Annotated in this window: 1 protein-coding gene; it reads left to right on the forward strand. The window is 73.9% G+C overall.

Annotated features, from left to right (window positions below):
* Positions 1-70: 70 nt before the first annotated feature.
* Positions 71-1,756, forward strand: coding sequence for an IucA/IucC family protein (locus AOK23_RS33890; protein ID WP_063791450.1), 1,686 nt, complete (start codon positions 71-73; stop codon positions 1,754-1,756).
* The last annotated feature ends 46 nt before the right edge of the window (positions 1,757-1,802 follow it).

Here is a 1,802-nt window from a genome sequence, read left to right on the forward strand (position 1 = left end):
CCCCCAGGCGCCCCACTCCCTCGCCTCCGCCGACCCCGCCGACCCCGTCGAGGCCGCCCTCCTCACCCGCGTGCTCAGCGCCCTCCTCCGCGAGAACGTCGTCGGGCTGCGGGAGGACAGCACCCTCGTCGAGCGGCCGGACGGCCCCTGGCTGCGTCTGCCCGTCGGCGACGACGCCCTGCTGCTCCCCGTCACCGAGGACGGCTTCCAGCAGGTGTACGCCGCCAGGCTGCCGCTGCTCCTCCGGGAGTCGGACGGCACCGCGTACCCGACCTGCGCGAGTGCCCTCGCCCAACTGCGCGCCCTGGCCGACCCCGTCGACCACGGCGGCTTCGACGCCTTCGCCGAGGAGTGCCGCCAGACCCTCGTGGCGACACGGCTGCACCACGACACCGCCGAGGAGGTCGCCGACGGGCTCGGCGAGCTGTACGGCACCGACCTCGCCGAATGGACCGGGCTGCGCGGCCAGCTGGCGTACGAGACCCTCGCCGCCCGACTCGACCACCCCGTCTACCCGACCGCACGGGGTCGCGCGGGCCTCGACGAGCGGCAACTCCTCGCATACGCACCCGAGTTCCACCCCGAGTTCCGACTCCAGTGGCTCGCCCTGCCCCGCGAGTCGGTCACCGTCGCCGGGCAGCTCCCGGACGGATGGCCCACCCCCTCCGCCCTCGGTCTCGCCGACCTCGACCGCACCCATGTCGCCCTGCCCGTCCACCCGTCGACCGTCGGCGCGCCCCTCGACGCCGCGCTGCGCGAGACCGGACTCGCGGGCCGGGCCGTACTCGCCGACTGGCCGTACCTCGATGTCGTCCCCACCCTGTCGATGCGCACGGTCGCCCCGACCGCCGCTCCCTCCCTGCACCTCAAACTCCCGCTGGCGACCTCGACCCTGGGCCTGCGCAACAAGCGTTCCGTCAAGCCCGGCACCCTCGTCGACGGCGCCGCCGGCCAGCGGCTGCTGGAGGCGGTGATCGACCGCGAACCCCGTTTCCGGGGCAGGGTGCTGCACGCCGACGAGACGGTGTACGCGCACGCCGGGCACGAACTGCTCGCCGTCCTGTGCCGCCGCTACCCGGGGGACCTCGACGACTCCGCCGTCGTCCCGATGGCCGCCCTCCTCGCCGAGGCGCCCGGCGGCGGCCTGGTCGTCGACCATCTCGCCGCACGCCACCACGGCGGTGATGTGACAGCCCTGCTCGACGCGGTGCTCACCCTGCTGTTCGACTGGCAGACGACCCTCTTCGGGTACGGCATAGCGCTGGAGTCCCATCAGCAGAACATCTCCCTGGTGTTCGGCCCCGCCCCCGGTGAACTGCGGCTGCTGCTGAAGGACAACGACGGCCCCCGCGTCAACAGCACCCGGCTGACCGCCACACTCGGCGGCGGTACCTGGGGCTTCGACGACGACCGGACCTTCGCCCCCGGCGACCGGGCGGTGGCCGACGTGTTCACCACGATCACCGTGCACCTCTGCGCGGGCGCCTACGCGTTCGCCCTCGCCCGCCACGGTCGCGCCCCGCTCCCGGTGCTGCTGGACCTCGTACGGGACCGGCTCACCGAGGCCGTCGACCGGCTCGGCGGCGACGCGGCCACCGCACTGCGGGAGCGGGTGCTCAACGCCCCCGAACTGCCGGTGAAGGCGATGGTGACCGCGGGGACCCTGCTCAGCAAGGAGCGCTCGGGTGCCGCCGACATCAACAAGCACTACACGACCGGCCCCAACTACCTCCTCCGAGGCGGAGGTCCGGCGTGACGGCCGACGCACGACCGACGATGCATCCGGCGAAGCCGGCGATGCG

Origin of the sequence: Streptomyces torulosus (genome assembly GCF_001419765.1) — a bacterium.
Classification (GTDB): Bacteria; Actinomycetota; Actinomycetes; order Streptomycetales; family Streptomycetaceae; genus Streptomyces; species Streptomyces torulosus.